The organism is Streptomyces sp. NPDC048106 (assembly GCF_040706415.1).
GTDB lineage: Bacteria > Actinomycetota > Actinomycetes > Streptomycetales > Streptomycetaceae > Streptomyces.
On sequence record NZ_JBEZND010000006.1, the window covers coordinates 34561 to 58326 of the forward strand.

At 70.1% G+C, this 23766-nt stretch carries 20 protein-coding genes and 6 tRNA genes; 13 read left to right on the plus strand and 13 right to left on the minus strand.

Going from position 1 to position 23766, the window contains the following annotated elements; genetic code table 11:
* The 3 genes from AB0927_RS07850 to AB0927_RS07860 form a co-directional block, all read right to left on the minus strand.
* Positions 1-1824, minus strand: a 1824-nt coding sequence (locus AB0927_RS07850) for a DEAD/DEAH box helicase (RefSeq protein ID WP_366666655.1), incomplete at its 3' end; no start/stop codon positions are given.
* A gap of 229 nt (positions 1825-2053) precedes the next feature.
* Positions 2054-2572 (minus strand): hypothetical protein, encoded by a 519-nt coding sequence (locus AB0927_RS07855; protein ID WP_366666656.1) that lies wholly within the window; start codon positions 2570-2572, stop codon positions 2054-2056.
* Between the two features lie 137 nt (positions 2573-2709).
* Positions 2710-3060, minus strand: coding sequence for a metallopeptidase family protein (locus tag AB0927_RS07860; protein ID WP_248014746.1), 351 nt, complete (start codon positions 3058-3060; stop codon positions 2710-2712).
* Between the two features lie 139 nt (positions 3061-3199).
* Between AB0927_RS07860 and AB0927_RS07865 the strand changes: the two genes are divergently transcribed.
* The 5 genes from AB0927_RS07865 to AB0927_RS07885 all read left to right on the plus strand — a co-directional run bounded on the left by AB0927_RS07865 (position 3200) and on the right by AB0927_RS07885 (position 5470).
* Entirely contained in the window at positions 3200-4735 is a 1536-nt protein-coding gene (locus tag AB0927_RS07865; protein ID WP_366666657.1) for a metallophosphoesterase, read from the plus strand.
* Between the two features lie 80 nt (positions 4736-4815).
* A tRNA-Glu gene (locus AB0927_RS07870) sits at positions 4816-4888 on the plus strand.
* 39 nt (positions 4889-4927) lie between these two features.
* A tRNA-Asp gene (locus tag AB0927_RS07875) sits at positions 4928-5002 on the plus strand.
* Positions 5003-5026: 24 nt separating this feature from the next.
* A tRNA-Phe gene (locus AB0927_RS07880) sits at positions 5027-5100 on the plus strand.
* Positions 5101-5176: 76 nt separating this feature from the next.
* Complete coding sequence (locus tag AB0927_RS07885) at positions 5177-5470, plus strand: hypothetical protein (RefSeq protein WP_366666658.1); 294 nt, start codon at positions 5177-5179, stop codon at positions 5468-5470.
* Here AB0927_RS07885 and AB0927_RS07890 read toward each other — a convergent pair.
* Positions 5467-6477 carry an ABC transporter permease gene (locus tag AB0927_RS07890; RefSeq protein ID WP_366666659.1) on the minus strand — a complete coding sequence of 337 codons (1011 nt, stop codon included), beginning with the start codon at positions 6475-6477 and terminating at the stop codon, positions 5467-5469. The two genes, AB0927_RS07885 and AB0927_RS07890, sit on opposite strands and share 4 nt — an antisense overlap.
* 117 nt (positions 6478-6594) lie before the next feature.
* Here AB0927_RS07890 and hrpA point away from each other — a divergent pair, with 117 nt between their 5' ends.
* The 3 genes from hrpA to AB0927_RS07905 all read left to right on the plus strand — a co-directional run bounded on the left by hrpA (position 6595) and on the right by AB0927_RS07905 (position 11086).
* Entirely contained in the window at positions 6595-10539 is a 3945-nt protein-coding gene (gene hrpA, locus AB0927_RS07895; protein ID WP_366666660.1) for an ATP-dependent RNA helicase HrpA, read from the plus strand.
* 97 nt (positions 10540-10636) lie between these two features.
* Positions 10637-10711: transfer RNA gene (locus tag AB0927_RS07900), tRNA-Asp, on the plus strand.
* A gap of 201 nt (positions 10712-10912) precedes the next feature.
* Positions 10913-11086: a DUF6274 family protein gene (locus AB0927_RS07905; protein ID WP_366666661.1), complete on the plus strand. Its 174-nt coding sequence runs from the start codon at positions 10913-10915 to the stop codon at positions 11084-11086.
* A gap of 443 nt (positions 11087-11529) precedes the next feature.
* Here the strand turns inward: AB0927_RS07905 and bldC are convergent, their stop codons facing one another.
* Together bldC and AB0927_RS07915 are read right to left on the minus strand one after the other, a co-directional pair.
* Positions 11530-11736: a developmental transcriptional regulator BldC gene (bldC, locus tag AB0927_RS07910; protein ID WP_003949541.1), complete on the minus strand. Its 207-nt coding sequence runs from the start codon at positions 11734-11736 to the stop codon at positions 11530-11532.
* A 554-nt stretch (positions 11737-12290) separates the two neighbouring features.
* On the minus strand, positions 12291-13133 hold the full coding sequence (locus tag AB0927_RS07915) for a hypothetical protein (protein WP_366666662.1): 843 nt from the start codon (positions 13131-13133) through the stop codon (positions 12291-12293).
* Between the two features lie 199 nt (positions 13134-13332).
* Here AB0927_RS07915 and AB0927_RS07920 point away from each other — a divergent pair, with 199 nt between their 5' ends.
* Both AB0927_RS07920 and AB0927_RS07925 read left to right on the plus strand, forming a co-directional pair.
* Positions 13333-14436, plus strand: a complete 1104-nt coding sequence (locus tag AB0927_RS07920) for a Glu/Leu/Phe/Val dehydrogenase dimerization domain-containing protein (protein WP_366666663.1) — start codon at positions 13333-13335, stop codon at positions 14434-14436.
* Between the two features lie 340 nt (positions 14437-14776).
* On the plus strand, positions 14777-15025 hold the full coding sequence (locus AB0927_RS07925) for a DUF3073 domain-containing protein (protein ID WP_366666664.1): 249 nt from the start codon (positions 14777-14779) through the stop codon (positions 15023-15025).
* Positions 15026-15119: 94 nt separating this feature from the next.
* Here AB0927_RS07925 and purM read toward each other — a convergent pair whose 3' ends face one another.
* From purM to purS, 7 genes are all read right to left on the minus strand, one after another.
* Entirely contained in the window at positions 15120-16187 is a 1068-nt protein-coding gene (gene purM / locus AB0927_RS07930) for a phosphoribosylformylglycinamidine cyclo-ligase (protein WP_366666665.1), read from the minus strand.
* A gap of 34 nt (positions 16188-16221) precedes the next feature.
* Positions 16222-17751: an amidophosphoribosyltransferase gene (gene purF, locus AB0927_RS07935; RefSeq protein ID WP_366666667.1), complete on the minus strand. Its 1530-nt coding sequence runs from the start codon at positions 17749-17751 to the stop codon at positions 16222-16224.
* Between the two features lie 203 nt (positions 17752-17954).
* Positions 17955-18401, minus strand: coding sequence for an META domain-containing protein (locus tag AB0927_RS07940; protein ID WP_366666668.1), 447 nt, complete (start codon positions 18399-18401; stop codon positions 17955-17957).
* Between the two features lie 59 nt (positions 18402-18460).
* Entirely contained in the window at positions 18461-19258 is a 798-nt protein-coding gene (locus AB0927_RS07945) for a sterol carrier family protein (RefSeq protein WP_366666669.1), read from the minus strand.
* Positions 19259-19368: 110 nt separating this feature from the next.
* Positions 19369-21627, minus strand: coding sequence for a phosphoribosylformylglycinamidine synthase subunit PurL (gene purL, locus AB0927_RS07950; protein ID WP_366666670.1), 2259 nt, complete (start codon positions 21625-21627; stop codon positions 19369-19371).
* Positions 21624-22304: a phosphoribosylformylglycinamidine synthase subunit PurQ gene (gene purQ / locus AB0927_RS07955; protein WP_366666671.1), complete on the minus strand. Its 681-nt coding sequence runs from the start codon at positions 22302-22304 to the stop codon at positions 21624-21626. Before purQ ends, purL begins: the two co-directional genes overlap by 4 nt.
* Positions 22301-22573, minus strand: a complete 273-nt coding sequence (gene purS, locus AB0927_RS07960) for a phosphoribosylformylglycinamidine synthase subunit PurS (RefSeq protein ID WP_366666884.1) — start codon at positions 22571-22573, stop codon at positions 22301-22303. The genes purQ and purS overlap by 4 nt, the downstream gene beginning before the upstream one ends.
* Positions 22574-22883: 310 nt before the next feature.
* Between purS and AB0927_RS07965 the strand changes: the two genes are divergently transcribed.
* The 3 genes from AB0927_RS07965 (at position 22884) to AB0927_RS07975 (ending at position 23620) form a co-directional block, all read left to right on the plus strand.
* Positions 22884-23201 (plus strand): Lsr2 family protein, encoded by a 318-nt coding sequence (locus tag AB0927_RS07965; protein ID WP_031164632.1) that lies wholly within the window; start codon positions 22884-22886, stop codon positions 23199-23201.
* A gap of 189 nt (positions 23202-23390) precedes the next feature.
* Positions 23391-23462 (plus strand) — tRNA-Gly (locus AB0927_RS07970).
* 82 nt (positions 23463-23544) lie between these two features.
* Positions 23545-23620 (plus strand) — tRNA-Gly (locus AB0927_RS07975).
* The last annotated feature ends 146 nt before the right edge of the window (positions 23621-23766 follow it).

The window sequence follows — 23766 nt, forward strand, 5'->3', positions numbered from 1 at the left end:
ACGGTCGAACGGACGACGGTCGTCACGGCGCTCGAAGGAACGGCCGCCGCGGTCGTCACGGCGGTCGTCACGACGGTCACGGTCGAACGGACGACGGTCGTCACGACGCTCGAAGGAACGGCCACCGCGGTCGTCACGGCGGTCGTCACGACGGTCACGGTCGAACGGACGACGGTCATCGCGACGCTCGAAGGAACGGCCACCGCGGTCGTCACGGCGCTCGAAGCCCCGCTCGCCACGGTCACGGTCGTAGCCGCGCCGCTCCCGGCGCTCGTACGGCGCCGAAGCCGCCGGACGCTCCTCGCGCTCGGTCTCCCGCTCCGCCGGCTCGTCGGCCACGGCCAGCTCCTCGGCCGCCGAAGCCTGCGCCTCGGCCACCGCGGTCTCCGGGTCCTCGCCGCGCTCACGGGCGACCCGGGCCACCAGGCGGTCGGCCTCCTCGCGCAGCTCGGTCGCGCGGCGCTGGGCGCGCTCAAGCTGCTTGGCGAGCTGGCCGACCTCGCGCTCGGCCTGCTGCGCGGCGTTGCCCGCGGACTCGGCCTGCACCTCGGTCATGGACCGGGCGCCGGTGATCTCGGCGACCTCCGGGTCGAAGGCGGCGCCGCCCTGGATGATGTGCCGGCCCGCGTCGACGCCGGCATCCTCCATCAGGCGGAAGATCTGGCGCCGCTGGTGCGGCAGCGACAGGGAGACGACGGTGCCGGTACGGCCCGCACGCGCGGTACGGCCCGCACGGTGCAGGTAGTCCTTGTGGTCGCCGGCCGGGTCCACGTTGAGCACCAGGTCGATGCCGTCGACGTGGATGCCGCGGGCGGCGACGTCGGTGGCGACCAGGACGTTGACGTAACCGTCCTTGAAGTCGGCCAGGGTGCGGGTGCGCGCGCCCTGGGTCATGCCGCCGTGCAGCGCGTCGGCCTTCACGCCCGCGTCGCGCAGCTGCTCGGCGACGCGGTCGGCGCCCAGCTGGGTGCGGACGAAGATGATCGTGCGGCCCTTGCGGGAGGCGATCGCGGCGGTGACCGGCGCCTTGTCCTTGGGCTTCACGATGAGGATGTGGTGGGACATGGTCGTCACCGCGCCCTGGGCCGCGTCCACCTCGTGGGAGACGGGCTCGTTCAGGTAGCGGTCGACGAGGGTCTGGATCTCGTTCTCCATCGTGGCGGAGAAGAGCATGCGCTGGCCGCCCGCCGGGACCTGGTCGAGCAGCTCGGTGACCTCGGGCAGGAAGCCCAGGTCGGACATCTGGTCGGCCTCGTCCAGGACGGTGATCTGCACGTCGTCGAGCGAGCAGGCGCCGCGGTTGATGATGTCGCGCAGGCGGCCCGGGGTGGCGACGAGGATGTCGACGCCGCGCTCCAGGGCGTAGATCTGGTTGCCCATCGACGTGCCGCCGCAGACGACCTTCATCTTCAGGCCGACGACGTCGCCGTACGGCTGAAGGGCGTCCGCGACCTGCATGGCCAGCTCACGGGTCGGGGTGAGGATGACCGCGCGGGGGCGCTTCTTCTCGGTGCGGCCGCCGGCCAGCCGGGTCAGCGTCGGCAGACCGAAGGAGAGGGTCTTGCCGGAGCCGGTGCGGCCACGGCCGAGGATGTCCTTGCCGTCCAGGGCGTCCGGGATGGTCGCGGCCTGGATCGGGAAGGGGCTGGTTACGCCGTTCTGCGCGAGCTTGCGCACGACGCCCTCGGGCAGGCCGAGGTCGGAAAAGGTGGTCTGGGGGGCCTCAGGGGCCTGGGTCTCAGTGGCCTCGGTCGTCTCGTCCACGAGGTTGTTCTCGTTCTCGTTTTCGGACAGGACGATCTGGTCAGAACTGGACACGGACATGCGAATGCGAAACCTTCCGGAGTCTCGTCGGCACGCGCCCGTCAACTCCGTGATTCGCACACGACCGCCTCAATGCGGTCCGCCACGGCAAGGGAGAGTACGCGCCACACGGCGCGCTCTGTGGTGGCGCCGGGCAAATGGGATCAAACGATCTACCACCATACGCACCCTCCACCCCTGAAGGCAAACCGATCGCCCCCTCCGGAGGCCCGAACCCCTGTGCGTCCGGTCACATCGGGACGCCCGCCGCCGGTGCGGGTTCCCGTTGGACGAGCTGGGGGCCCGGGTCCTCGTGCGCCGAGGAGGAGGGTTCGGCCGACGGAGGCTCCGGGTCGGGCGGGGGCGAGGTGGTCGCCGGGGGCGGGGGCGGGCCGGAGGTGGGCCCGGGGGTCGGCTGCTCCTCGGGCGGCGCCGAGGGGGCCCCGGGGTTCTTGCGGGGCTTCGCGGGGTCCGCGGAGGCGCTGTCCGCGCCGGACGCGCCGGCCGACGACGCCGGGGCCGACTCCCCCGGCTTCCGCCTGCCGCCGTGCCCGTGCCCGCCGTCACCCCCGGGCGCGACCCGGCCGGGCCCGCCCAGGCCGTCCGTCGCGGGCCCCGCGCCCGCCGCCGCGCCGGCGCCGCCGTGCCGCCCCGCCGGGTGCGAGGGCGTGGCCCGGCTCGCGGCGTCACCCACGTCCACACACCCGGCGGCGACGGAGACGGCCAGTGCCGTGACGACCAGACGTACGGGTACGGGCAAGGGGCGCACGGCGGCCACCTCCGGGGGCGAGGGACGGAGTCAACCTGCCCAACTCCCGTCGCCCGCAGGAGGACACGCGCCGCGTACGCATCAAGTCACGGGCGCCGCACGGCCCCCGCGACCGGCAGGGCCACCCTGACGACCCGTCACCCGTAGCCGAGCGCGTGCAGCCGGGCGTCGTCGATGCCGAAGTGGTGGGCGATCTCGTGCACCACGGTCACCTCCGTCTCCGCCACGACGTCCTCGCGCGTGTCGCACATCCGCAGCGTCGGCCCCCGGTAGACGGTGATCCGGTCCGGCAGCACCCCGGCGTACCACTCGCCCCGCTCGGTCAGCGGGGTGCCCTCGTACAGGCCGAGCAGGCCGGGATCACCGGCGGGCGGCTCGTCCTCCACGAACACCGCCACGTTGTCCATGAGCCGCGTCAGCTCCGGCGGGATCCGGTCGAGCGCCTCGGCGACCAGTTCCTCGAACTCCTCGCGCGTCATCTCCAGCACAGGATCATTGTCCGGCACGCGGGGGCCGTACGGGAGCGGTGAACCGGCGCGAACGTGAGCGGCGAACCGCCGCATATCCACGCCCGCATATGGGCATACGGGACCAATGGTCCGCGTCCCCGTCGCCGTCCTGAGCCGTATGCCGAACCGAATCGCCGCCCTCTTCCGCCGCCGCCCCCGCCGGCTCCCCGACCTGGAACTCGCCGCCCGCCCCCGGCCGTGGCTCAGCGCGCTGGGCCTCACCGGGGTCGTCCTGGTCGGCGCCTGGCTGGGGCTGCTGGTGGTCGGCAACGTGCGGACGCCGGTCGGCCCGATGAACACCACGATGGCGCTGCGTCCCTCCCTCTCCGGCGGCACGAAGATCAACGTGTCCCCGCTGGGCGCGCTCACCCTGGACAGCCATGTCGCGCCGGTCCGCCTGGACGTCAACGTCGACCAGCTGGACCCGCTGCGCTCCCAGGAACTGGTCGACCACCCGGAGCGGATCTCCGGCCTCCAGGACGAGGTGGTCCACGACGTGGAGCACGGCACCTTCGACCTCGCCGTGCGCTCCTGCGTCGCCGTGGTGGCCGGCGCGGGCGCCCTCGGGTTCGCCGTCTACCGGCGCCCGCGTCACGCGCTCACAGCGGGCGGACTGGCCCTCGTGCTGCTGGCCGCCTCGGGCGCGTCGGTGTACGCCACCTGGAACCCGAAGTCGGTGCTGGAGCCGAGGTTCTCCGGGCTGCTGTCCTCCGCGCCGTCGGTGATCGGCAACGCGCGCGGCATCGTCACCGACTTCGACGTCTACCAGCAGGAGTTGGCGCGCCTGGTGACGAACGTGACCAAGCTCTACGACGTCACCTCCACGCTCCCCGCCTACCAGCCGGACCCCTCCACCATCCGGGTCCTGCACGTGTCGGACATCCATCTGAACCCGGCGAGCTGGAAGATCATCGCCTCGCTGGTGGAGCAGTACAAGGTGAACGTGATCGTGGACTCCGGCGACACCATGGACCACGGCACGGCGGCGGAGAACGGCTTCCTGGACCCCGTCGCCCAGCTGGGCGTGCCGTACGTCTGGGTGCGGGGCAACCACGACTCCCGGACCACCCAGCGTTATCTGGAGCACATGAAGAACGTCCATGTGCTGGACGACGGACACGCGCGGACGGTGGGCGGGCTGCGCTTCGCGGGGATCGGCGATCCCCAGTTCACCCCCGACCGCGCGGTGGCGCCCGGCGGTGACGCGGCGGAGGAACTGGCCGGCGCCCGGCTGGACAGCGCGCTGCGCTCCCAGCGGGCGGCGGGGACGCCGGTGGACGTGGCGATCGCCCACGAGCCGGTGGCGGCGCGGGAGACGGACGGGGAGGTACCGCTGGTGCTGTGCGGGCATCTGCACCACGAGGGGGACGAGAAGCTGCCGCACGGGACGCGGCTGCGGATGGAGGGCTCGACCGGGGGCAGCGGGCTGCGCGCGGTGGAGGGGAAGTACCCGGCCCCGATCGAGGCCTCGGTGCTCTACTTCGACCGCGACAGCCATCGGCTCCAGGCCTGGGACGCGATCAAGCTGGGCGGTCTGGGACTGACGACGGCCGAGGTCAGCCGCCATCTGGCGGACGACAACCGGCCCGGCGCGACGCCCCGGCCGACCGCCTCCACGCCCTCCGGAAAAGCGACCGCCTCGCGCCACCCGTAAACCGTTTTGGCGATCCCCCTCGCCATCCCATATGCTTCTCACGTCCCCGACGCGCTGAGAAGCGCCCAGGCGGGCCGATAGCCCTCATCGTCTAGCGGCCTAGGACGCCGCCCTTTCAAGGCGGTAGCACGGGTTCGAATCCCGTTGGGGGCACGCAAGATCGTGTGCGACACTGTTGCACACAGAGAGCTTGGTCCTGTGGAGCAGTTTGGAGTGCTCGCCACCCTGTCAAGGTGGAGGCCGCGGGTTCAAATCCCGTCAGGACCGCTGAGGTTTCAGGTGAAACCTCGTGGCTGGGTAGCTCAGTTGGTACGAGCGATCGCCTGAAAAGCGATAGGTCGCCGGTTCGACCCCGGCCCCAGCCACAACCGGAAGGCCCCGTTCGACGAACGGGGCCTTCTTCGTATGGCAGCGTCACACCACAGCCGGGTCGGGGGGACCATGAGCGGTACCGAGATCGAGCTCGAGAAGGACAAGGCGAAGTACGGCTTGCTGGCGGTGATGGCCGGCAATGTGGCGATCGTCGCCGTGGCGGTCGTCGGGGTCTGGCAGCTGAATGGCGACACCTCGGTGATCGTCGGCATCCTCACCGCCGCCTTCACCGCGGTCAGCAGCATGACCACCGCCTATCTGGGCATCAAGGCCGTGTCCAACACCGCGCGGTCCATGACCCTGGTCAGCGGACCCGCCCAGCAGCAGCAGACCCCGGCACCTCCGGCCCAGCGCACGTCCTAGGCGGGGGCCGTCGGGCGGCCGCCCGGGTGGCGGTGGCGCCAGGTCAGGAAGATCGCGCAGGCCAGAACGGACCAGCCGGCCAGCACCAGGAACGGGAAGGCGTGCTGGTCGCCCCGGAAGTAGACGGCGGTGTGCTGGGCGTTCACCGAGGCGCCGGGCGGCAGCCAGCGGCCGATCGTGCCGAGCGGGGACGGCAGCAGGGGCCAGGAGACCGCGCCGCCGGACGAGGGATTTCCGAGCAGCACCATCAGGCCCCAGGTCGGCAGCATGGCCCAGCGGCCGAACAGGGTGTTGAACATCGTGAAGACCATGCCGGACGTGAACATCGTCAGCGCGAGGATCAGCCAGGACTCCAGGAACGGCAGCCGCAGCGCGCCCAGCCACCAGTCCACCACCGCGCCGATCGTGAACCCGCCGAGCAGGGCGTAGGCGGCGGTGAAGGCGATGCGCTCCAGCGGGTTCAGCGCCTTCGCGTGCACGCTGAGCTGGATCGCGCCGATGAAGCCGATCACCACGGCCGCGAGCGAGATATAGAAGATCGCCAGGCCCCGCGGGTCCCCCCGCTGCAAGGGCTTGAGGTCGTGCAGCACGACAGGGGTCCCGGTGGCCCTGCTCACGCTCGCCGCGGCCTGCCCGAGGATCTGCGCGACGGTCGCCCCGGAGGCCGAGGACACGTCCAGCCTGATCGGACCGCCGTGCGCGGGCGCGTCGACCACCGCGAAGACACGCTGCTGTTCCACGGCGCGCACCGCTGCCGCGCGGTCGTCGTACGGGTGCAGTTCGAGGGAGGCCGACAGGGCGTGTTCCATGCCCGTGAGGAACGCGCGGGCCGGTGGCCGGGTGTAGGCGCCGGTGACCGCGGTGGGGATGCCGTGCGGGGTCGGGTTCGCCATCGCGTAGGTGTAGGAACCGGCGAAGAGCCCGGCCGCGGCCGCGATGAGGAGGAGCAGGACCGTGGCGGGGAGGAACGGAGACCGCTTGAATGCCGTCCAGCGCGAATCGGGCATAGGGGAACTCTGGCATCCCGCCGTGGCGGGTGCCTGTTCGTCGCCGGGCGTCCGCTCCCCCGCCCGGCGTCAAATCGGTCGACCGTGTTTCGGCCGAGGTGAGATCCTGGATCGCGTATGTCTACGCATCCAGCCCCCGCCCTCGGCACCCTCGCCGCCCGTCTGACCGAGTTGTCGCTGCGTGACGCGCACCGGCTCGGACGGCGGCTCGAGGGCGCGCGCAAGATCCGTAAGCCTGAGGCCCGCGACGCCGTCCTCGCCGAGATCGAGGGCGAGATCGACAAGGCGTCGGGCCGGATGGCCGAGCGACGCGCCCGCGTGCCGGCCGTCACCTATCCCGAGCAACTGCCCGTCAGCCAGAAGAAGGACGAGATCGCGGCGGCCATCCGCGATCACCAGGTCGTCATCGTCGCCGGTGAGACCGGCTCCGGAAAGACGACGCAGATCCCCAAGATCTGTCTGGAACTGGGCCGTGGCGTCCACGGCATGATCGGGCACACCCAGCCCCGCCGGATCGCCGCCCGTACCGTCGCCGAGCGCGTCGCCGAGGAGCTGCGCACGCCGCTCGGCGAGTCGGTCGGCTGGAAGGTGCGCTTCACCGACCAGGTGAGCCCGGACGCCACCTTCGTCAAGCTGATGACGGACGGCATCCTGCTCGCCGAGATCCAGACCGACCGCGAACTGCGCGCCTACGACACGATCATCATCGACGAGGCCCACGAGCGGTCCCTCAACATCGACTTCCTGCTGGGCTACCTCGCCCAGCTGCTGCCCAAGCGGCCGGACCTCAAGGTCGTCATCACCTCGGCGACCATCGACCCCGAGCGCTTCTCCCGGCACTTCGGCGACGCCCCGATCATCGAGGTCAGCGGGCGGACGTACCCCGTGGAGGTGCGCTACCGGCCGCTCCTCGAAGCGGAGTCCGAGGACGCCGACCGCGACCAGATCACCGCGATCTGCGACGCGGTCGAGGAACTCCAGGCCGAGGGCAAGGGCGACATCCTCGTCTTCCTCTCCGGCGAGCGGGAGATCCGCGACACGGCGGACGCGCTGGAGAAGAAGAAGTACAGATTCACCGAAGTACTGCCCCTCTACGCCCGGCTGTCGCACGCCGAGCAGCACCGGGTGTTCCAGCAGCACACCGGGCGCCGGATCGTGCTGGCCACGAACGTCGCCGAGACCTCCCTCACCGTCCCGGGCATCAAGTACGTCATCGACCCCGGCTTCGCCCGGATCAGCCGCTACAGCCATCGCACCAAGGTCCAGCGGCTGCCCATCGAGCCGGTCTCCCAGGCCAGCGCCAACCAGCGCAAGGGCCGTTGCGGCCGTACCTCCGACGGCATCTGCATCCGGCTGTACAGCGAGGACGACTTCCTCGCCCGGCCGGAGTTCACGGACGCGGAGATCCTGCGCACCAACCTGGCCTCCGTCATCCTCCAGATGACCGCGGCCGGCCTCGGCGACATCGAGAAGTTCCCCTTCATCGACCCGCCGGACCACCGCAACATCCGCGACGGCGTGCAGCTCCTCCAGGAGCTGGGCGCGATCGACCCCGCGGAGAAGGACCCCCGCAAGCGGCTCACCGACACCGGCCGCAAGCTGGCCCAGCTGCCCGTGGACCCGCGGCTCGCCCGGATGGTGCTGGAGGCCGACAAGAACGGCTGTGTCCGCGAGGTCATGGTCATCGCGGCCGCGCTGTCCATCCAGGACCCGCGCGAACGCCCTGCCGACAAGCAGGCGCAGGCCGACCAGCAGCACGCCCGCTTCAAGGACGAGACCAGCGACTTCCTCGCCTACCTCAACCTCTGGCGGTACGTCCGCGAGCAGCAGAAGGAGCGCGGCTCCAGCTCGTTCCGGCGGATGTGCAAGCAGGAGTACCTGAACTTCCTGCGCATCCGCGAGTGGCAGGACATCTACACGCAGCTGCGGACCGTGGCCAAGCAGATGGGCATCCACCTCGCCGACGAGGACGCCCCCGCCGACCGCGTGCACGTCTCCCTGCTCGCCGGCCTGCTCTCCCACGTCGGGATGAAGGACGTACGCGAGGGCAACAAGAACGAGTACCTGGGCGCCCGCAACGCCAAGTTCGCGATCTTCCCGGGCTCGGCGCTCTTCCGTAAGCAGCCCAAGTTCGTGATGTCGGCCGAGCTGGTGGAGACCAGCCGGCTGTGGGCCAGGGTCAACGCGAAGATCGAGCCCGAGTGGGTCGAACCGCTCGCCGGGCACCTGCTGAAGCGGACGTACAGCGAACCGCACTGGGAGAAGGACCAGGCGGCCGTGATGGCGTACGAGAAGGTCACGCTGTACGGCGTGCCGATCGTCGCCCAGCGCAAGGTGAACTACGGCCGCATCGACCCCGAGGTCTCCCGCGAGCTGTTCATCCGCAACGCGCTGGTGGAGGGCGACTGGCGCACCCACCACAAGTTCTACGCCGACAACCGGAAACTCCTCAGCGAGGTCGAGGAGCTGGAGCACCGGGCGCGGCGCCGGGACATCGTGGTGGACGACGAGACGCTGTACGACTTCTACGACCAGCGGGTGCCCGAACACGTCGTGTCCGGCGCGCACTTCGACTCCTGGTGGAAGCGGAAGCGGCACGAGCAGCCGGACTTCCTGGACTTCGAGCGGGAGATGCTGATCCGGGAGTCCGCGGAGGCGGTCACCAAGGCCGACTATCCGGACAGCTGGCGCCAGGGTGCCCTGAAGTTCCGGGTCACCTACCAGTTCGAGCCGGGCGCGGACGCGGACGGTGTGACCGTGCACATCCCGCTCCAGGTGCTGAACCAGGTCACCGACGAGGGCTTCGACTGGCAGATCCCGGGCCTGCGGGAAGAGGTCGTCACGGAGCTGATCCGGTCCCTGCCCAAGCCGATCCGGCGCAACTACGTGCCCGCGCCGAACTACGCCAAGGCCTTCCTGGAGCGGGCGGTTCCGCTCCAGGAGCCGCTGACCGTGACCATGGCCCGCGAGCTCAAGCGCATGGTCGGGGTGCCGTTCGAGGCGGAGGACTTCGACTGGTCCAAGGTCCCCGACCACCTCAGGATCACCTTCCGGATCGTCGACGAGCGGCGCCGGAAGCTGGCCGAGGACAAGGACCTGGAGGCGCTCAAGCTCAGCCTGAAGCCGAAGGCACGCAAGGCCCTCTCCCAGGCCGCGGCGGCGACCGCGTCCCGCGAGGGCGGCCCCGCGCTGGAGCGGGCGGGGCTGACCGACTGGACGATCGGCACCCTGAACCGGGTCTTCGAGACGCGCCGGGCCGGCCAGCCGGTGAAGGCGTACCCGGCGCTGGTGGACGACGGCGACACGGTCTCCGTGCGGCTCTTCGACACGGAGGCCGAGCAGGCGGAGGCCATGTGGCGGGGCACCCGGCGGCTGATCCTGCGCAACATCCCGGTGAACCCCGCCAAGTTCGCGTCCGAGAAGCTCAGCAACCAGCAGAAGCTGGGGCTGTCCGCCAATCCGCACGGATCCATCCAGGCCCTGTTCGACGACTGCGCGATGGCCGCCGCGGACAAGCTGATCGCGGACTTCGGGGGGCCGGCGTGGGACGAGGAGTCGTACCGCAAGCTGTACGACAAGGTGCGGGCCGAGATCGTGGACACCACGGTGCGCACGGTCGACCAGGTGCAGCAGGTGCTGGCCGCCTGGCAGGCCTGTGAGCGGCGCCTGAAGGGCACCAGGAGCCCCGCGCTGCTCGCGAACCTCACGGACGTCCGCAAGCAGCTGGACGCGCTGGTGAAGCCGGGATTCGTCACGTGGGCGGGGATACGGCGCCTGCCCGACCTGATGCGGTACCTGGTGGCGGCGGACCGGCGGCTCCAGCAGATGCCGGCGAACGTCCAGCGGGACACCACGCGCATGGAGAAGGTCCACGAGATGCGGGACGAGTACGCCTGGCTGCTGGAGCAGCTCCCGCAGGGGCGGCCGGTTCCGCAGCAGGTCCTGGACATCCGCTGGATGCTGGAGGAGCTGCGGGTCAGCTACTTCGCCCACGCGCTGGGCACCGCGTACCCGATCTCCGACAAGCGGATCGTGAAGGCGATCGACGCGGCCGTGCCGTAACCGTCCGCTCACAGGGGGTGAGTTCGACCAGGCGGCCTCACCTCCTGTACAGTCTCATCTCGCAGCGCAACGCGGAAAGCCAAGCGCCGCGAAACCTGGTCCTGTGGAGCAGTTTGGAGTGCTCGCCACCCTGTCAAGGTGGAGGCCGCGGGTTCAAATCCCGTCAGGACCGCAGTCGAGGCAAGGCCCGCATCCCCTGAGGATCGCGGGCCTTACTCATGCCCACCGCACCGCACCCCACCCTGTCCTGCTCGGCGCCTCCTGGAAGCCCCCTCAGCGCCTCCGCGCCCGCGCGCGGCCTTGACGGCGCCGGCCTCGCTCGGTACCCACAAGGGCAGGGCCCGGTTCAGGGTGAGGGCCCGGGGAGGTGGACATGGGGACATCGGTCAGGCACGAGACGCGGGCACTGCTCAGAGCGCACCTCGCGGCCGCGTCGTCGTACCGGCATCTCACCCGTCACTGTCCCGTGTGCCATCACCTGCTGCGGCTGGCGATGGACGCGGGCCCCGGGGAGCGCGCCGGGGACCGGCGGCCCCGCACGACGTGACCGAACGGAGGCCCCAACTCCCGTTCAGGTAGGGGACACTGGAACCAGTCCCTCCACTAGCGCACGGATGCCCGAGGCAACAAGTGGCCCGGCGTGTGACGGGTGTCACCGCATGAGTTTTGAAAACTACGGTACTTACACCCGTCCTACAACAGGTCAATTTAATATGTGCAATTGCACTCCATTCCGGAGCACACCCGCCGCACCCCCACCGGCCTCGCACCCCGCCCCCGACCAGCGCACAAAACAGATCGCGCTGGACTCGGCGGAGTCCAGCGCGATCGACGACGCACCCTGTGTCGCTTGCCTACAACGTTCTTTTCGGCCTGGGCGTGGGGCCTGTTGGGGCAGGTCCCGCGTCGCTTGAAGCTAGGGTTTCGGGCACCTCGGCAGGTTGGGGGGCCTGCCGTTTCGCCCGGTTTTCAGTTGTTCCGCCTGCTCGGTCAGGCCTCGCTGCGCTGCTGCGGGATGCCCGCGAGCAGAGCGCGGACCTCGGCCTCGCGGTAGCGGCGGTGCCCGCCGAGCGTGCGGATCGACGTGAGCTTGCCGGCCTTCGCCCACCGCGTGACCGTCTTGGGGTCGACGCGGAACATGGTGGCGACCTCAGCCGGGGTCAGCAGCGGCTCGGCATCAGGGGTGCGAGCGGTCATGAGCGGCCTCCTCGGGAGAACCGAACCTTCTCGGTTCTTTCCTCTAAATTCTGCACCTTGACCCGCGTTGCCCGAAATGGCGGACGCGAGTCGAGTCGGTTATAGGACGAACGGCTTGTCCTCGGCACTACAACTACACCATCTGTCCAGCCCGGTCGGCCAAACCGATGGAATTGCCCTCCCAGGTGTTCATCAGCGACGGAAGCCGATGGACCATGCCATAGCGGACAGTCACGCCACCGTGACGATCAGTCACAGGGGCGATCAGGAGGCACCAGACCCCCCAAAGCTTGCAATGCAGAGATTCCGCCCATAGTGCACCACACTTGGACGGAAGGAACCCTCCCCGGACTCCTTGTCCTATTTTGGCACGAGGAGGGGGAAGAGACGCAAGGGCCCCGTACGTGCAGTCCATCACCTTTCGGGCGCCCTTGACGCAAACGCCCGGATCGGAGCCGACGCCCCGTCAGGTGGGTGAAACCGCTTGACCGTACGCTGTTCGATGCCGTCTGAGCTGTGGCGCGGGTCACGTTCTGGCGGATTCTGTTTGAACGTCAGTTCGCCGAACGCCGATCCCGTACCGCCCGCCACCGCTCCACGAGCCGCGCGTACGCCTCCCCGGCCGCCGTCCCGTCCCCCTGGCGCAGCGCCTCGATGCCCTCGGCCACGTCCGCCGCCGAGTGGTCGTCGGCCAACTCCCCGGCCGGCAGCACATGCACCAGACCGCCGTAGTCCAGCTCCACCAGCGACCGCGGATGGAACTCCTCCAGCCAGCGGCCGACGTCCACCAGACCGTCGATCAGCGGGCCCCCGTCCATGGTCTCCCTCAGGGTGCGCAGCGCCCTGGCCACCCGGCGCCGGGCCTGCACCATGGGCGTGCGGTAGCGCAGCACCGGGGGCGCCTCGGCGCTCCCCTCGTCGTACCGCCGTTCCTCGTCCGCGACCAGCACGAACCAGTTCACCGGCACCTGCCAGGTCGCCGTGCGGATCCAGGGGCGCGCGTCGGGGTTGCGGGTGAGCCAGCGCTCGTAGTCCAGGGCCGCCTGCCGGCGCACCACCGGCGGCAGCACCGCGTCCAGCACCGGCGGCGGCAGTTCGTCGCCGAGCCCGTCCAGCGCCTGCCAGCCGCGCAGCCGGGTCCGCCAGGGGCACACACAGACCACCCCGTCGACCTCCAGCACGAACGCGTCGCCGCTCTCGTGCACCGGCACCGCCACCGGCGGGGTCGGCACCAAGTCGGCGAGGGAGCGGCGCAGTTCGTCCTGGTACGTGGGCCGGTCCGGGCGGCGGGCGTAGCGCTCCCAGTGGCCGCGCTCCGGCTCCGGGAAGGCGCCCAGCGGCTCGTACACGCGCAGGTAGGCGGCATAGGGGATCACCACGGAGGACACCTTCGGCACGCCTGCTCCCTCCCCATCGGACCCGGCTCGAAACACTGCCGATCGTGCCACGGCCGGGTGGGCGCGGTGAGCCCGTGCGAGTGATCCTGGACACTGCGCGGACGGTGGTCGGGCGAAGGCTCTACGCTCATGCCACCAGCACCCGCCACCCGTACGGGAGCTGATCCCCACCCGCCGCTAGTCCACAGGAGTCACCACAGTGACCGACGTAACCGGCGCGCCTGCTGATGTCCTGCACACCCTGTTCCAGTCGGAGCAGGGCGGTCATGAGCAGGTCGTGCTCTGCCAGGATCGCGCCAGTGGCCTCAAGGCCGTGATCGCGCTCCACTCCACCGCTCTGGGCCCCGCCCTCGGCGGTACCCGCTTCTACCCGTACGCGACCGAGGCCGAGGCCGTCACCGACGCCCTGAACCTCGCGCGCGGGATGTCGTACAAGAACGCCATGGCCGGCCTGGACCACGGTGGCGGCAAGGCCGTGATCATCGGCGACCCGGAGCGCGACAAGACCGAGGAGCTCCTCCTCGCCTACGGCCGGATGGTCGCCTCCCTCGGCGGGCGCTACGTCACCGCCTGCGACGTCGGCACCTACGTGGTCGACATGGACGTGGTGGCCCGCGAGTGCCGCTGGACCACCGGCCGCTCCCCGGAGAACGGCGGCGCCGGCGACTCCTCGGTGCTCACCTCCTTCGGCGTCTACCAGAGCATGCGCGCCTGCGCCCAGCACCTGTGGGGCGACCCCTCGCTGCGCGACCGCACGGTCGGTGTCGCCGGGGTCGGCAAGGTCGGCCACCACCTGGTGCGCCACCTGCTGGACGAGGGCGCCAAGGTCGTCGTCACGGACGTCCGCCAGGACGCCGTCCAGCGGATCCTCGACCAGTACGAGGGCGTGACGGCGGTCGCCGACACCGACGCGCTGATCCGCGTCGAGGGCCTGGACATCTACGCGCCCTGCGCGCTCGGCGGCGCCCTGAACGACAGCACCGTGCCGGTGCTCACCGCCAAGGTGGTGTGCGGCGCGGCCAACAACCAGCTCGCCCACCCGGGCGTGGAGAAGGACCTCGCCGACCGCGGGATCCTCTACGCGCCGGACTACGTGGTGAACGCGGGCGGGGTCATCCAGGTGGCCGACGAGCTGCACGGGTTCGACTTCGAGCGGTGCAAGGCGAAGGCCGCGAAGATCTTCGACACCACGCTGGCCATATTCGCACGTGCGAAGGACGACGGCATTCCGCCGGCCGCGGCGGCCGACCGGATCGCCGAGCAGCGGATGGCCGACGCGCGCGCGGTCCGCACCGCCCGCTGACCTGATCCCGGACAGGGCGTCGCCCCTGACGTCACCCATGACGTCGGCCCTGTCTTCGCACACATGAGCGGTACCCGCCGATGGCGGCTTAGAGAGAACTCTCACTTCCATCGGCGGGTCGTACCCCGATAAGTGGTTAAAATCGCCACTGACCAGCGAGGACAGGGCGCCTCGAAGGTTCTGTGCACACGCGCGTGCTGCGGGCGACGTACCGTATGGGCGCGGGCTCAGGTACCGTGGAAGCCCTACGGACCGGCCTCTCCACGGAGAGTCCGATCCCGATCATGAACGCGTGTCAGACTCTGGGGCCGTCGAGCCCCGTCACCGAGGGGGTCGAGCCATGGGGCGCGGCCGGGCCAAGGCCAAGCAGACAAAGGTCGCCCGCCAGCTGAAGTACAACAGCGGTGGGACTGACCTTTCACGTCTGGCCAGTGAACTGGGCGCATCAACTTCGAGCCAGCCGCCGAACGGCGAGCCGTTCGAGGACGATGACGATGACGAGGACGACCTTTACTCTCGTTACGCCGACCTCTATGAGGACGACGACGACGAGGACGACGGTCCCTCACAACATCGTCGCGGCGCTTGACCTAGCACTGAGCACGAGCCCGGTCGGTGGCACAGCCACCGACCGGCTTCTGTGCTACCCGCGAGGAAGTCCCGCGGGCACCACCCGGTAGGCGTCAGTTCGCGTAGTCCCCTACCAGCTCCGCGCCGCTCTCCTTGTCGCCACGCTCGGTGATCTCGCCGGCCACCCAGGCGTCGACGCCTCGGTCGGCCAGGGTCGCGAGGGCCACCTCGGTGGACTCCGCCGGGACGATCGCCATCATGCCGACGCCCATGTTCAGCGTCTTCTCCAGCTCCAGGCGCTCCACGTTCCCGGTCCTGCCGACCAGGTCGAAGATCGCACCCGGGGTCCAGGTCGCGCGGTCGACCACGGCGTGCAGGTCGTCCGGGATCACCCGGGCCAGGTTGGCCGCGAGCCCGCCGCCGGTGATGTGGCTGAAGGCGTGCACCTCGGCCGTGCGGGTCAGGGCCAGGCAGTCCAGCGAGTAGATCTTGGTGGGCTCCAGCAGCTCCTCGCCGAGGGTGCGGCCCAGCTCGGCCACCTCCGACTCCAGGGCCAGTCCCGCCGTGTGCAGCAGGACGTGGCGGACCAGCGAGTACCCGTTCGAGTGAAGCCCGGAGGCCGCCATGGCGATCACGGTGTCACCCTTGCGGATGCGTTCCGCGCCGAGCAGCCGGTCGGCCTCCACAACGCCCGTACCGGCGCCCGCGACGTCGAAGTCGTCCTCGCCGAGCAGACCCGGGTGTTCGGCCGTCTCGCCGCCGACCAGGGCGCAGCCGGCCAGCACACAGCCCTCCGCGATGCCCTTGACGATGGCGGCGACCCGCTCGGGGTGGACCTTGCCGACACAGATGTAGTCGGTCATGAACAGCGGCTCGGCGCCGCACACCACGATGTCGTCCATGACCATGGCGACCAGGTCGTGGCCGATGGTGTCGTAGACGCCGAGGCGGCGGGCGATGTCCACCTTGGTGCCGACGCCGTCCGTGGCGGAGGCCAGCAGGGGGCGCTCGTAGCGCTTGAGGGCGGAGGCGTCGAAGAGCCCGGCGAAGCCGCCGAGGCCGCCGAGGACCTCGGGGCGCTGGGTCTTCTTCACCCACTCCTTCATCAGCTCGACGGCGCGGTCGCCCGCCTCGATGTCGACGCCCGCCGCTGCGTAGCTGGCACCAGTTGTCTCAGACATGACTGTGAGAGCTTTCGTGTCGTACTGCGGGGTGTTACGGGCGGCGGATCGCGTCGGACGCGGCCGTTTCGGCGGGCCCGGCCGCCAGCTCGGTCTCCAGCAGCTGCTTGCCGAGCAGCTCCGGGTCCGGCAGTTCCATCGGGTACTCGCCGTCGAAGCAGGCACGGCACAGGTTCGGCTTCGCGATGGTGGTCGCGTCGATCATGCCGTCGATGGAGATGTAGGCGAGGGAGTCGGCGCCGAGGCTGGTGCCGATCTCGTCGACCGTCATGCCGTTGGCGATCAGCTCCGCGCGGGTGGCGAAGTCGATGCCGAAGAAGCAGGGCCACTTCACCGGCGGCGAGGAGATGCGGATGTGCACCTCGGCGGCGCCCGCCTCGCGGAGCATGCGCACCAGGGCCCGCTGGGTGTTGCCGCGCACGATCGAGTCGTCCACGACCACCAGGCGCTTGCCCTTGATGACTTCCTTGAGCGGGTTCAGCTTCAGCCGGATGCCCAGCTGGCGGATGGTCTGCGAGGGCTGGATGAACGTACGGCCCACATAGGCGTTCTTCACCAGGCCGGCACCGAACGGGATGCCCGAGGCCTCGGCGTAGCCGATGGCGGCCGGGGTGCCCGATTCCGGGGTCGCTATCACCAGGTCGGCCTCGGCCGGCGCCTCCTTGGCGAGGCGGCGGCCCATCTCCACGCGGGAGAGGTACACGTTCCGGCCGGCGATGTCGGTGTCCGGGCGGGCCAGGTACACGTACTCGAAGACACAGCCCTTGGGCTTTGCTTCCGCGAACCGGGAGCTGCGCAGGCCGTTCTCGTCGATGGCGACGAACTCGCCCGGCTCGATCTCGCGGACGAAACTGGCGCCGGTGATGTCCAGGGCCGCGGTCTCGGAGGCGATGACCCAGCCGCGCTCCAGACGGCCGAGGACCAGCGGGCGGATGCCCTGGGGGTCACGGCCGGCGTAGAGGGTGTGCTCGTCCATGAAGACGAGCGAGAAGGCGCCCCGGACCTTCGGGAGGACCTTCTGCGCGGCCTCCTCGATGGTGAGCGGCTTGCCGTCCTCGTCGACCTGGGCGGCGAGCAGCGCCGTCAGCAGGTCGGTGTCGTTGGTGGCCGCGACCCGGGTGGAGCGGCTGTTGTTCTCGTTCGGCAGTTCGGCGACCATCTCGGCGAGCTGCGCCGTGTTGACCAGGTTGCCGTTGTGGCCGAGCGCGATCGAGCCGTGCGCGGTGGCGCGGAACGTCGGCTGGGCGTTCTCCCACACGGAGGCGCCGGTGGTCGAGTAGCGGGCGTGTCCGACCGCGATATGACCCTGGAGCGAACCGAGAGAGGTTTCGTCGAAGACCTGGGAGACCAGTCCCATGTCCTTGAAGACGAGGATCTGGGAGCCATTACTGACCGCGATTCCCGCGGATTCCTGACCCCGGTGCTGGAGGGCGTAGAGCCCGAAGTACGTGAGCTTTGCGACCTCTTCGCCCGGAGCCCAGACACCGAAGACGCCACACGCGTCCTGGGGGCCTTTCTCACCGGGGAGCAGATCGTGATTGAGTCGACCGTCACCACGTGGCACAGCACCGAGTGTAGGCGAGGTCGACCACTGGTCCGAATTGGGGATACGCGGTCGTAACGGGCGGGGGGTTTACGGATCACCTTGGCGGTTTCCGCGTTTCCGCAGGTCAGCACGGCGTGTCTGATTGCTTTCGGGGGTCCGGCCGGGCGGCTGCGGACGCCCGCGGGGCGGTTTGGCCGTATGCGTGAGTGAGGTGTCGCACATCATTCTGGTGCGCCACGGGTGAGGTTGACGTGGTCTCCGTGACTCGTGGTGAGCGTGAGCTTGCCGTGGTCGACCGACCCGGTGAGGGTCCGGCCGCCGAGCAGCCCGCCGAGCAGCCGCTCGAATGCCATCCGGGCCTCGCCGCAGGCCATCTTGGTGGTGCGCAGTTCCCCGAAGGTGACGCGGTCGTCCTGGAGGGTCACCGGGGCGCTGAAGGTGTTGCAGCCGAGGTTGCCGACGGCGGTCCCGTGCTCGCCGACGAGCAGGCGGGCGGCGGCCGGCGCGGCGTGCGTCGCGCCCTGCGCGGTCACGCTCACCACCCGCCACTCGACACCGGTCAGGGGTTCCTGCGCGCTCACCGCTCCACTGTGCGCGGGCGCGGCGCCACAGGCCACCGCCAGGGGAAGGAGCAGGACGAGGGCCGCGGGTGTTTTACGTCGTTTCATGGCGGTACGACGGTACGGCGGCCCCACCGGTTCCCCCAGGGGCGTTCCGGGGTGTCCCCTCAGGACATGACCGGCAGCAGGCCCCCGATGTCGGCCCGCTCCCCACTCGCGCTGACCTTGGCCTCGGCCACGGCGTCCCGCCAGTCCAGCCGCCCGGTGGCCAGCCGGATCCAGGTCAGCGGGTCGGTCTCCACCACGTTGGGCGGGGTCCCCCGGGTGTGCCGGGGCCCCTCGACGCACTGCACCACGGCGTACGGCGGCACGCGCACCTCCGTGGACCCCCCGGGCGCCTTCACCGCGAGCGCGTCGGCGAGCAGCCGGGTCGTGGCGGCCAGCGCCTGCCGGTCGTACGGCACCCCGAGCCCCGGCACGGCGGCGTTCAGGTCGTCGGTGTGCACGACGAGTTCCACGGCACGGGTGACCAGGTAGTCGTCCAGCGCGAGGGCACCGGCGCCGATCCGCAGCAACCGGGTGCCGGGGTGCTCGGCGAGCAGGGCTCGCAGGGACGCGTCGATGTCCGCGAGATAGGCGTCGAGGTCGGGATGCTCCGCGGCGAGGTCCCGGGCGACCGCGTCGATGGCGGCGGAGTGGGCCGCGGTGGCGAAGGGCCAGTCGAGCAGCACGGCGTCCGCCTTCCCCGGCGCGGGTTGGGCGAGCGCCCGGCGCACGGCCGTGACCGCCGTGCCGATGTGCACGACCAACTCCCGCACGGTCCACCCCCCGAGCCGGGTGGGCCCCGCCAACTGCTCGTCGGTGAGGCCGCGTACGGCTTCCCGCACGGCCCCGAACTGGGCGAGGACGGCGGCACGGGTACGGGCGGGATCGTAGGTGCGGGCACGCTTCTTGGCCGGAGGCATGGGGCGAGCCTATGCGCCCGAAGACAGCCCGGAGGTCACCCCGGAGCGACCTCAGGAGAGCCCCCGCCCGGAAACACGGAACCGGGCGGGGGCTCTCCTGGGCCGCCGTCCTAGGCCAGCAGCGACGGGATCGTGCCCTCGTGCGCTTCGCGCAGGTCGGTCAGGGGCAGGTCGAACTCGCCCTGGATCTCCACCGAGTCGCCGTCCACGACACCGATGCGGGTGGCCGGCAGGCCCCGCGCGCCGCACATGTCGTTGAAGCGGACCTCTTCGGAGCGGGGAACGGCCACCAGAGCGCGGCCGGCCGATTCGGAGAGGAGGAAGGTGAAGGCGTCCAGACCGTCGGGGACGATGAGGCGCGCGCCCTTGCCGCCCAGCAGGGCCGACTCGACCACGGCCTGGATGAGACCGCCGTCGGAGAGGTCGTGCGCGGAGTCGATCATGCCGTCGCGGGACGCGGAGATCAGGATCTCGGCGAGCAGGCGCTCACGCTCCAGGTCGACCGCCGGGGGCATGCCGCCCAGGTGGTCGTGGATCACCTGGGACCAGGCCGAACCGCCGAACTCCTCGCGGGTGTCGCCGAGGAGGTAGAGGAGCTGGCCCTCCTCCTGGAAGGCGACCGGGGTGCGGCGGGCGACGTCGTCGATCACGCCCAGGACCGCCACGACCGGGGTCGGGTGGATCGCCGCCTCGCCCGTCTGGTTGTAGAGGGAGACATTGCCGCCGGTCACCGGCGTGCCCAGCTGGAGGCAGCCGTCCGCGAGGCCGCGTACCGCCTCCGCGAACTGCCACATCACCGCCGGGTCCTCGGGCGAGCCGAAGTTCAAGCAGTCCGAGACGGCCAGCGGCTTCGCGCCCGTCGTCGCCACGTTGCGGTAGGCCTCCGCCAGCGCGAGCTGCGCGCCCGTGTACGGGTCCAGCTTGGCGTAACGGCCGTTGCCGTCCGTCGCGATGGCGACGCCGAGGCCGGTCTTGTCGTCCACGCGGATCATGCCCGAGTCCTCGGGCTGCGCCAGCACCGTGTTGCCCTGCACGAAGTGGTCGTACTGCTGCGTGATCCACTTCTTGGAGGCCTGGTTCGGGGACGCGACCAGCTTCAGGACCTGCTCGCGCAGCTCCTGCGGCGTGGCCGGACGCGGCAGCTTGTTCGCGTCGTCGGCCTGGAGCTCGTCCTGCCAGGAGGGGCGGGCGTAGGGGCGCTCGTAGACCGGGCCGTCGTGCGCGACCGTGCGCGGGTCGACGTCCACGATCTTGCCGCCGTGCCAGAAGATCTCCAGGCGGTCGCCGTCCGTCACCTCACCGATGACCGTGGCGATGACGTCCCACTTCTCGCAGATCTGGAGGAAGCGCTCGACCTTGTCCGGCTCCACGACCGCGCACATGCGCTCCTGCGACTCGCTCATGAGGATTTCCTCGGGAGAGAGCGTCGAGTCGCGCAGCGGTACGTCGTCCAGGGTCACGCGCATGCCGCCCGAACCGTTGGACGCCAGTTCGCTGGTCGCGCAGGAGAGTCCGGCCGCGCCCAGGTCCTGGATGCCGACGACCAGCTTCTCCCGGAAGGCCTCCAGGGTGCACTCGATGAGGAGCTTCTCCTGGAAGGGGTCGCCGACCTGGACCGCGGGACGCTTCGACGGCTTCGCGTCGTCGAAGGTCTCGGACGCGAGGATCGAGGCGCCGCCGATGCCGTCGCCGCCGGTCCGGGCGCCGTACAGGATGACCTGGTTGCCCGCGCCGGAGGCCTTGGCGAGGTGGATGTCCTCGTGCCGCATCACGCCGATGGCACCGGCGTTGACCAGCGGGTTGCCCTGGTAGCAGGCGTCGAAGACGACCTCGCCGCCGATGTTGGGCAGGCCCAGGCAGTTGCCGTAGCCGCCGATGCCCGCGACCACGCCCGGCAGGACGCGCTTGGTGTCGGGGTGGTCGGCCGCGCCGAAGCGCAGCGGGTCGACCACCGCGACCGGGCGGGCGCCCATCGCGATGATGTCGCGGACGATGCCACCGACGCCCGTGGCCGCGCCCTGGTAGGGCTCCACGTAGGAGGGGTGGTTGTGCGACTCGACCTTGAAGGTGACCGCGTAGCCCTGGCCGACGTCCACCACGCCGGCGTTCTCGCCGATGCCGACGAGCAGCGCGTCGGACTCGGGCGCCTTCTCGCCGAACTGGCGCAGGTGGACCTTGGAGGACTTGTACGAGCAGTGCTCGGACCACATGACCGAGTACATGGCGAGTTCGGCGCCGGTCGGGCGGCGGCCGAGAATGTCCACCACCCGCTCGTACTCGTCCTTCTTCAGGCCGAGTTCGGCCCAGGGCAGCTCGACGTCGGGGGTCGCGGCCGCGTGCTCGACCGTATCCAGAGGCGTCCGGCTCATGCGTTGACCAGCTTCTTGAGGATCGAGGTGAAGAAGGGGAGGCCGTCGGTACGGCCCGTACCGATCAGCGGCTCGACGGCGTGCTCGGGGTGCGGCATCAGGCCGACGACGTTGCCCGCCTCGTTGGTGATGCCGGCGATGTCGTTGAGCGAGCCGTTCGGGTTGAAGTCGAGGTACCGGAAAACGACGCGGCCCTCCGCCTCCAGCTTGTCGAGCGTGTACGGGTCGGCGACGTACCGGCCGTCCATGTTCTTCAGCGGGATGTGGATCTCCTGGCCCTGGCGGTAGTCGCCGGTCCACGCCGTCTCCGCGTTCTCCACCCGCAGCTTCTGGTCGCGGCAGATGAAGTGGAGGTGGTCGTTGCCGAGCATGCCGCCCGGCAGGAGGTGGGCCTCGGTGAGGACCTGGAAACCGTTGCAGATACCGAGGACCGGGAGGCCGGCCTTCGCCTGCTCGATGACCGTGTCCATGACCGGGGAGAAACGGGAGATGGCGCCGGCGCGCAGATAGTCGCCGTAGGAGAAACCGCCGGGCAGGACCACGGCGTCGACCTGCTTGAGGTCCTTGTCCTTGTGCCAGAGGGCGACCGGCTCGGCGCCCGCGAGGCGGATCGCGCGCTGGGTGTCCCGGTCGTCCAGGCTGCCGGGGAAAGTGACGACGCCAATACGAGCGGTCACTTCGACGCCTCCGCGACTTCCGCGGCCTCTTCCACCTTGACGGTGAAGTCCTCGATCACGGTGTTGGCAAGGAAGGATTCCGCGAGATCGCGGATCCGGGCGAGCGCGGCCTCGTCGACCGGCCCGTCAACTTCCAGTTCGAAACGCTTTCCCTGACGTACGTCCGAGATCCCTTCGAATCCCAGGCGCGGCAGCGCTCGCTGGACCGCCTGGCCCTGGGGGTCGAGGATCTCCGGCTTGAGCATGACGTCGACTACGACGCGTGCCACTGGCACTCCCGATGTGTGGTGCTGAGCTGGTTCCTTCAGACTACCCGCACAAAATTTCTACGCGAGTAGAGTTGGAGGAAACTACGTGAGGCGCATCACGATCGGGTGTCGGAGCCCTGCCGCCGTGAAAAGTTCTGGGAAAGTTCGACAGGCCGCCCGCAGCCCCTATTGCGTTCGGACACGCGGACGGTTTTAGTCGGGCTTCACTTTGCATTGCCGGGCACTGTACAAATGAATTGGCAATAGCCGATACTCGGCACGTCAACGCCGGTGAGCTGTATCGACGTGCCGCACGAAGGGACCGATATTCGTGGCGCAAAAGGTCGTGGTCACTCTCTTTGACGACATCGACGGCTCGGAAGCGGCGGAAACGATCGCCTTCGGACTCGACGGCAAGTCGTACGAGATCGACCTGAACGAAACCAACGCCAAGAAACTGCGCAAGGCGCTCGCGCCCTACGTCGAGGCCGGCCGCAAGCGGTCGCGCTCCGGCAAGGCGTACAAGCAGACCGAGGTGGCCCCCGACCCGGCGGCCGTGCGCGCCTGGGCCCAGGCCAACAAGATGGACGTGCCCGCACGCGGGCGCATTCCGAAGAAGGTCTACGAGGCGTTCAGCGCCGCGCAGTGAGGCGCAGGGCCCGCGAAGGGGCGGCCTCCCGGGCCCGTCAGCGGGCTCTGGAGGCCGCGCACTTGGGTCGCCGGGGAGGGCGCGTGGACGGCCCTCGGGGGAACCGACTTGCGCTACCCCCCTGTTGATCAGCTAATGTCTGAGACACGCCGAGGGGCGAGGCCGAAAGGCCGAAACCCCGAGGATCGTGCGGGTGTAGTTCAGTAGTAGAACATCCCCCTTCCAGGGGGAAGGCGCAGTGTGCGATTCCTGTCACCCGCTCTGGCACCGGTTGTCCCGACCACTCCTGTGGATCAGGTAGGCTGGTGCTCGCACCGATCGGTGGGAGCCGGTCGGGAGCAGTGCGGACGTAGCTCAGTTGGTAGAGCGCAACCTTGCCAAGGTTGAGGTCGCGAGTTCGAGCCTCGTCGTCCGCTCCAAGAAAAGCCCCGGTCTTCATGACCGGGGCTTTTTCGTGCTGCCCCGAAGTACTCCGGGAGTTCCCCGACATTCCTCGTGGCCGATCCCGGCGCCGAATCCGCGGGGGCGCGGGGCGTGTTGAAGCAGCCGCAAGACCGCCGGAATG